Here is a 7,526-nt window from a genome sequence, read left to right on the forward strand (position 1 = left end):
CATGGATGTTGTGCTAAGTGTGGAGGAGTAAAAAACTTACAAGTACATCATAAGATATGGCTAACACCAAGCAATATCCACATAAATAATCTGAGATAGAGAACCTTTTTAGTATGAGTAATTATAAAATCTTTTATAATAATTAATGAATCTCTAATCACATAATAATAAGCTATGTATTGAACTGATATTAAAATAATTCTAAGGTAAATAAATTTTATATCGAAGTTAAAAAGATTCAACATATCTATAAATACTATATAAAGGCAACATGAATAAAAGGTATTTCTTTTAAAACATAAAAATCTATTGAATAATTTTAAATTCCTGAATATATAATATTTTTTCTGTGCATTTGGTGTTAAAAGTTTTAGTTTTTTACCTAAGAATAAAGATAGATAGTATATAGAAAAACACATTCCAGAACAATAAAATGCTATTAAACAATAAAAAACAATATTGACATATTCTTTATATGGAAACCAAGCAATCATTTCTTGGAATTCAGTAATAATACTAGTCCCACTTAAAGCCTTAGTGTATATGTCGATTACCATTATAAGAATTGTGCTAAAGATTGAAGAGAAAAATATATCTTCCATTAAAATACTATCTTTGTCCATAAAATAAGCACATACTATCCCAAGTAAAAAGCTTTGACTCATAAATAGTGCACCAGTGAGGTCGCCCACTACAATAAACACAAGTAAAACGGAAACTATTCCACTTAATATGCTATATTTACCACCACATTTTAAATAAACTATAGCAAAAAATATTGGTATGGCAAAATCGAGATAAAGTCCATAACCAATACCTGTCGACAATGCAAAAATAGTTATTACTACACATAGTGAAGTAAGTATAGATGCAAGTGTCAAATTCTTTGTCGTACTATTCATTATTTCATCTCCTGTTATAAATTTGTTAAACATTCTCTTATCTATTATACAAATTAATATGAACTATTTAATAAATAATTCTGACGCTTAATATAAAAAATATACATAAAAAGAGCAGTTATATATAAATTTAGAAAAAAATAAAGAATTATGTAAAGTTTATAAAAAATTATTTAAATATTGCTGAAATCTAACTATAATGCTACCATTTAAGTATGGCTGACCTAAAAGTATATAACCAATAGGAAAGAAAATTTAAATTGTATCAATCTAATTACAAGAGAATCTTCTTAGGTAAAAAGATGGTGATATACAAAATGTATAGTATGATTATGCCTTTGTATATACAGGGGTATTTTTGTTTTATGCAGAAATTCATACCATTTTACCTTTATTCAGTCTAAAAAATTCAATAAATTGGGGGAAATAAAAATGGGATATGATCCAAAATCATGTAAGGCAGAAGAATTTATAAATAATGAGGAAATTTTAGAATCATTAGAGTATGCTAAAAAGAACAAGGGGAACAAAGAATTAATTGAAGGAATATTAGACAAGGCTAATAGAGCAAAGGGGTTAACTCATAGAGAGGCAGCAGTTCTTTTAGAATGTGATGATGAAGAATTGACAGACAGAATGTTCAAATTAGCTGAAGACCTTAAAAAAAGATTTTATGGTAATCGTATAGTAATGTTCGCACCACTATATCTTTCAAATTACTGTGTGAATGGATGTGTATATTGTCCATATCATGCTAAAAATAAAACTATAGCGAGAAAGAAATTAACACAAGATGAAATAAGAAGAGAAGTAATAGTACTTCAAGATATGGGACATAAAAGACTAGCACTAGAGGCAGGAGAAGACCCAGTAAACAATCCAATCGAGTATATACTAGAATGTATAAATACTATCTACAGCATAAAACATAAAAATGGGGCAATCCGTAGAGTAAATGTAAATATAGCAGCGACAACAGTTGAAAATTATAGAAAATTAAAAGAAGCTGGAATAGGTACATATATATTATTCCAAGAAACTTACAACAAAGATTCATATGAAAAACTACATCCAACAGGACCAAAACACGACTACGCATACCATACAGAGGCAATGGATAGAGCGATGGAAGGTGGAATAGATGATGTAGGACTAGGCGTTTTATATGGTCTTAGCACATATAAATATGAATTAGTAGGAATATTAATGCATGCAGAACATCTAGAAGCAAGATTTGGTGTTGGACCACATACAATATCAGTGCCAAGACTTAGACCAGCAGATGATATAGACCCAGCAGATTTCCCAGATGCACTATCAGATGAAATATTCCAAAAAATCGTAGCAATAATACGTCTAGCAGTTCCTTATACAGGTATGATAGTATCTACTAGAGAATCACAAAAAACTAGAGAAAAAGTATTACATCTAGGTATATCTCAAATAAGTGGAGCATCTTCAACAAGTGTTGGAGGATATGCAGATAGAGAGCTAGGAGTAAAAGAAGAAGTAACAAGTGCGCAATTTGATGTAGATGATGATAGAACATTAGATGAAGTTGTAAACTGGTTATTAAAAATGGGATATATTCCAAGTTTCTGCACTGCCTGTTATAGAGAAGGTAGAACAGGAGATAGATTTATGTCACTATGTAAGAGTGGCCAAATCGCCAACTGTTGTCAACCAAACGCACTTATGACATTAAAAGAATATCTAGAAGATTATGCAAGTGATGATACTACAAAAGCTGGTGAAGATTTAATACAAAAAGAAGTTAAGAAAATACCAAGAGATAGAACTAGAGAAATTGTTGGAGAAAGATTAGTAAAAATAGCACAAGGAGAACGTGACTTTAGATTCTAATTTATATAAATTATTGAGTGATAGAGAGAAAACGGATTAAATCTGTTTTCTCTTTTTGTATAAATAAGAAGAAAAATGTATAAATATCAAGAAATGTTGCTGTATTTTGTAAACAGTGCTACCATTTAGTTAGACTGACTCAGAAGAGAATCTGCAGAAGCTAGAAAAATGGCACTACATTTAGGCGTATCTCAAATGGGTGCTGGTTCAAAAACTAGTGTCGGTGGATATGATGAACACAATAAAGACAAAGAAGGAACTACATTAATAAAAGAAGAACTTAATAAATTACCAAGCGAAAAAGTAAGAGAAATAGTAGAAGAAAAATTAGTAAAAATAGAAGAGGGGGAACGTGATTTTAGATCTTAGTCTAAATCACAAATGATATGGAACAAACTTTAACAAAAAGGGACAGTTTTACTTCTAATATAGGATTTATCTTAGCATGTGTAGGTTCTGCAGTTGGAATGGGAAACATATGGTTATTTCCATACAGAATAGGTCAATATGGTGGAGCTGCATTTTTAATACCTTATATAATATTTATAATTCTTTTAGGCTCAACAGGATTGATGGGCGAATTTGCATTTGGTAGAATGATGCAATCAGGTCCAATCGGTGCATTTGACAAAGCCTTACAAACTAAGGGGAAAAAAGGTGGAAAAGTATTAGGAGTAATTCCTGTAGTAGGGACATTTATAATAGCAGTTGGATATGCAATAGTAGTAGGCTGGTTTATAAGATTTTTAGTTGGATATATAACAGGAAGTGCATTAACTGCAACAGATTCTAGAGCATATTTTGGACAAATATCAGGTTCATTTGGAAGCGTACCATGGCACTTTATAGCATTACTAATAGTGTTAATAGTATCATTATTTGGAATATCTTCAGGAATTGAAAAGATAAACAAAGTAATGATGCCAGCATTTTATGTATTATTTTTAATACTTTTAGTCAGAGTTTGCACACTAGATGGTGCTATGGATGGATTTAAATATCTATTTATACCTAAATGGGAGTTTTTATCTCAACCAAAAACATGGATATATGCATTAGGACAAGCATTTTTCTCACTATCTTTATCAGGTTCTGGGATGCTTGTATATGGAAGTTATTTAGGTAGAGATATGGATATAATAGATGGTGCTAGAAAAACAGTATTATTTGATACAATTGCAGCATTAACAGCAGCACTTGTTATAATACCTTCAGTATTTGCGTTTGGTCTAGATCCAGCATCAGGACCACCACTATTATTTATAACATTGCCATCAGTATTTAAATTAATGCCTTTTGGTAGAGTATTTGCGATATTATTCTTTATATCATTAATTTGTGCATCTATAACTACACTTGTATGTTTATTAGAAGTGCCAATTGAAGCTATACAAAATAATTTGTATATAGATAGAAAAATAGCTGTAATAGGTGTATGTATAGTAGCATTTGCTATAGGTTTATTCGTAGAGGACGGAAATATTTTAGGAACATTATTAGATTTCTCATCTATATATATAGCGCCACTTGGAGCATTTATCGCTGGTGTTATGTTCTTCTGGGTAATCGGAGTTGACAAGGCAAAAGCAGAAATAGAAACAGGTTCAAGCAAAACATTAGGTTCTTGGTTTAAATCTACAGCTAAATACGTTTATGTATTTATATCTATATTTGTATTTGTAGTCGGAATACTGTTAGGTGGTATTGGGTAAGATTAATATAAATTAAATAATTATTAAAAAATGGCAGTGCTATTAATTAGCATTGCCATTTTAAGTGAAACAAGATTATCATTATTTAAAATTTCTATTATGATTAAAGTTACCAGGGTTAGGTAACACCTATAGAACTAACTCATCTATTTGTATAATTGAAAAATCCTACGACAAATGATGCTTCTAGTATTTCATGGTCGTTAAATCCAACAGCTCTTAATTTTTCAACTTGGTCTTTGTCGATTTCTCTAGGTTTTGCAGTTGTAAAATAGGCAAAGTCGCAAAGAGCACGTTGTTTGTCTGTTAGTTTAGCTATTCTATAATTATATGTAAGTGTGTCTACTTTTTGTAAGGCCACGTAGTATATCACCATGTGTAGTTAGGCAATATGTGCACCCGTTTGTTGATGATATTACAAGTCCCATCATCTCTTTATCTATAGTACTTAGATAAGTAGTTTCTTTGTCGAATAGTGATTCTTTTAATTTTAGAAATCTTATGTGTTGTTCATCATATTCATAAGACATAATTTATAACCTTCGAAATTAATTTATTTTAAAATTTAAACTTCATATATTGCAAACACACGCGCTGGGAATCCTGTTGTATTTTTTACTTTTGGGAATGTTGCAAATACGATTGCACCTGTTTCAGGAACAGCATCTAAGTTATTAAATTCCTGATATTAATTCATCTACAACTTTTTTTACAGTTTTAATTTTATTTATTTTATAAGTCTCAGCACCACAAAATAAAAGGGCATTATCTATATCACCATTTACCGCATTTATAAGTGCTTGAGATATACAGTAAGGCGTAGATGAAGGATTACATGTTTCCATACAGTTATAGCATTTTTTTATTTTAGGTTTATTTGATTCAAGTTTTTCTAAAAATTTATTGTAAATAGCTCTTCCAGGAAGACCAACTGGACTCTTAATGATTTTTATATCTTCTTTTTTGCATTTGATATATGTATTTTTGAAGGTTATATTTGCATCACATTCTTCTGTTGCTACAAATAAAGTTCCGACTTGTACTCCTGCAGCTCCCATATTTATATATTTTTTCACATAAGAGCTTGTTGAAATACCACCAGCGGCTATTACTGGTATTTCTTTGTCGTATTTTTGGCCATATTCTTTTGTGATTTCTAATATTCTCATAAATTCTCCATCATAATCTATAGAATCTATATCTTTTAAATCATCTCTATGAAATCCTAGATGACCACCAGCTTTTGGTCCTTCAACTACTATCATATCAGCAGTTTTATTATATTTTTTATCCCACATTTTAAGTAATAATTTGCATGCCTTAGCAGAAGATACTATTGGTGCAATTTTAACGTTTGAATTTCCTATAAATTTCGGCAATTTTATAGGAAGTCCGGCACCTGATATTATAATATCAATTCCAGCTTCGATAGCAGTTTTTACATGTTCTTCATAAAAATTCATAGCAACCATAAGATTTATACCTAGAGGTTTGTTATTTGATAATTCTTTTGCTTTTTGTATATGTTTTTTTAATGATTTTAGATTTGTAGAAAGCGGATCTTTATTAAATCCTTCTTCATCATATCCTATATTTATACCTGAAATTACTCCAAGTCCTCCAGCATTACTAACAGCTGATGCAAGATTTTCTCTGGATATTCCAATTCCCATTCCACCTTGAATTACAGGTGTTTTTATAATTAAATCTCCAATTATTAATGGTTTCATAAGTTTCCTCCCTATAGGATATAAAAGGTTTACTAAGATTGAGCTCATTATACTATAAAAAATTATCTAAATAAAGAAAAATATTTTTAATAGGTAAATTATAATGTTTTTTAAAAAAACATAAGTTTTGCAAAATTAGTGTTTTCAATATTTTTATATTCTTTGAGAGTTATGACTATAAAAAATATAGTTGACTTTTTTGTTTGAATATAATATATTTTGTTCATAATAAATTTTGATAATCAAAATATTTAATGTATAAATAATTGTAAAAACAAATATTTTGTAACTAAAAGAGGGGGGAATAGATGAACAATGTAGTTATAGCTGGTGTTGGAAAATATATTCCATCAAAAATAGTTACTAACAATATGTTAAGTCAGATTGTAGAAACGAGTGATGAATGGATAGTTTCAAGAACTGGTATAAAACAAAGGCATATTACTACAAATGAAAATACATCAGATATAGCATCAAAAGCAGCTTTAAATGCAATTCATGATTCGAATATAGATGTATGTGACATAGATTTAATAATCGTTGCCACATGCACACCAGATATGTATACACCTGCTACAGCTTGTATAGTTCAGAAAAATATAGGAGCAAAAAATGCATTTGCATTTGATTTAGGTGCTGCATGTTCTGGATTTATATATGGAATTAATGTTGCGAAATCTATAATGGTTTCAAATAATATAAAAAAAGCTTTAGTAATCGGTGCTGAAACTTTATCAAAATCAATTGATTGGAATGATAGATCAACATGTGTTTTATTTGGAGATGGTGCTGGGGCTGTGGTCTTATCACTTAGTGAAAATAAAGGGATTTTAGATGTCATATGTAAATCAAAAGGAATAAAGTGGGAAAATCTCACTATTGGCGCTAAGGATTTAACAAACCCATATATCGATGAAAAAATAAGAATGAATCCATACTTAAATATGAATGGAAGTGAGATTTTTAAATTTGCAACAGTTGAGATAGTAAGTCTAATAAAGCAAATTTTAAGAGATAATGATTTAAGTCTAGAAGATATAGCTTATATAATACCGCACCAGGCGAATGAAAGAATTATTCAATTTGCTGCCAAGAAGTTAGAAATTCCTGTGGATAAATTCTATATAAATATAGATGAATATGGAAATACTTCAGCAGCATCAATACCAATTGCAATAAGCGAAATGAGTGAAAAGAATTTGCTTAAAAAAGAAGATAAATTAATTGCAGTTGGATTTGGGGTACAATACCATGAATATAAGTTAGAGTTAATGGATGTATTGAGAGATATATTTAAAGAATTTGAAGAAAACTACAAT

At 29.6% G+C, this 7,526-nt stretch carries 8 protein-coding genes; 4 read left to right on the plus strand and 4 right to left on the minus strand.

Translation table 11 applies throughout. The features are described 5' to 3' along the window. Positions 1–47: 47 nt before the first annotated feature. Positions 48–902, minus strand: coding sequence for a DUF2232 domain-containing protein (locus tag I4U58_RS11560; RefSeq protein WP_195931500.1), 855 nt, complete (start codon positions 900–902; stop codon positions 48–50). Positions 903–1,334: 432 nt separating this feature from the next. On the opposite strand from I4U58_RS11560, the gene hydG reads away from it, so the two are divergent. From hydG to I4U58_RS11575, 3 genes are all read left to right on the plus strand, one after another. Then, on the plus strand, positions 1,335–2,765 hold the full coding sequence (hydG, locus tag I4U58_RS11565) for a [FeFe] hydrogenase H-cluster radical SAM maturase HydG (RefSeq protein ID WP_195931501.1): 1,431 nt from the start codon (positions 1,335–1,337) through the stop codon (positions 2,763–2,765). 168 nt (positions 2,766–2,933) lie between these two features. Beyond that, the gene (locus I4U58_RS11570) at positions 2,934–3,134 is read left to right on the plus strand and encodes a hypothetical protein (protein ID WP_195931502.1); all 201 of its coding nucleotides are present in this window, start codon (positions 2,934–2,936) and stop codon (positions 3,132–3,134) included. A gap of 17 nt (positions 3,135–3,151) precedes the next feature. Then, a complete protein-coding gene (locus I4U58_RS11575) occupies positions 3,152–4,477 on the plus strand; it encodes a sodium-dependent transporter (RefSeq protein WP_195931503.1) in 1,326 nt (441 codons plus the stop codon). Positions 4,478–4,619: 142 nt separating this feature from the next. Here I4U58_RS11575 and I4U58_RS13975 read toward each other — a convergent pair whose 3' ends face one another. The 3 genes from I4U58_RS13975 to I4U58_RS11585 all read right to left on the minus strand — a co-directional run bounded on the left by I4U58_RS13975 (position 4,620) and on the right by I4U58_RS11585 (position 6,207). Next, the gene (locus I4U58_RS13975) at positions 4,620–4,838 is read right to left on the minus strand and encodes a hypothetical protein (protein WP_207743881.1); all 219 of its coding nucleotides are present in this window, start codon (positions 4,836–4,838) and stop codon (positions 4,620–4,622) included. Next, complete coding sequence (locus I4U58_RS13980; protein ID WP_207743882.1) at positions 4,804–5,007, minus strand: carboxymuconolactone decarboxylase family protein; 204 nt, start codon at positions 5,005–5,007, stop codon at positions 4,804–4,806. The genes I4U58_RS13975 and I4U58_RS13980 overlap by 35 nt, the downstream gene beginning before the upstream one ends. 144 nt (positions 5,008–5,151) lie before the next feature. After that, complete coding sequence (locus tag I4U58_RS11585) at positions 5,152–6,207, minus strand: nitronate monooxygenase (RefSeq protein WP_195931504.1); 1,056 nt, start codon at positions 6,205–6,207, stop codon at positions 5,152–5,154. A gap of 308 nt (positions 6,208–6,515) precedes the next feature. Here I4U58_RS11585 and I4U58_RS11590 point away from each other — a divergent pair. Beyond that, a partial coding sequence (locus I4U58_RS11590) for a beta-ketoacyl-ACP synthase III (RefSeq protein ID WP_243269619.1) occupies positions 6,516–7,526 on the plus strand: 1,011 nt, incomplete at its 3' end.

The organism is Clostridium sp. 1001270J_160509_D11, assembly GCF_015667935.1.
Taxonomy (GTDB): Bacteria; Bacillota; Clostridia; order Peptostreptococcales; family Peptostreptococcaceae; genus Intestinibacter.

Coding starts and splice junctions, on each gene's coding strand:
- I4U58_RS11560 (WP_195931500.1), bottom strand. CDS start 902: ATGAATAGTACGACAAAGAATTTGACACTTGCATCTATACTTACTTCA.
- hydG (WP_195931501.1), top strand. CDS start 1,335: ATGGGATATGATCCAAAATCATGTAAGGCAGAAGAATTTATAAATAAT.
- I4U58_RS11570 (WP_195931502.1), top strand. CDS start 2,934: ATGGCACTACATTTAGGCGTATCTCAAATGGGTGCTGGTTCAAAAACT.
- I4U58_RS11575 (WP_195931503.1), top strand. CDS start 3,152: ATGGAACAAACTTTAACAAAAAGGGACAGTTTTACTTCTAATATAGGA.
- I4U58_RS13980 (WP_207743882.1), bottom strand. CDS start 5,007: ATGTCTTATGAATATGATGAACAACACATAAGATTTCTAAAATTAAAA.
- I4U58_RS11585 (WP_195931504.1), bottom strand. CDS start 6,207: ATGAAACCATTAATAATTGGAGATTTAATTATAAAAACACCTGTAATT.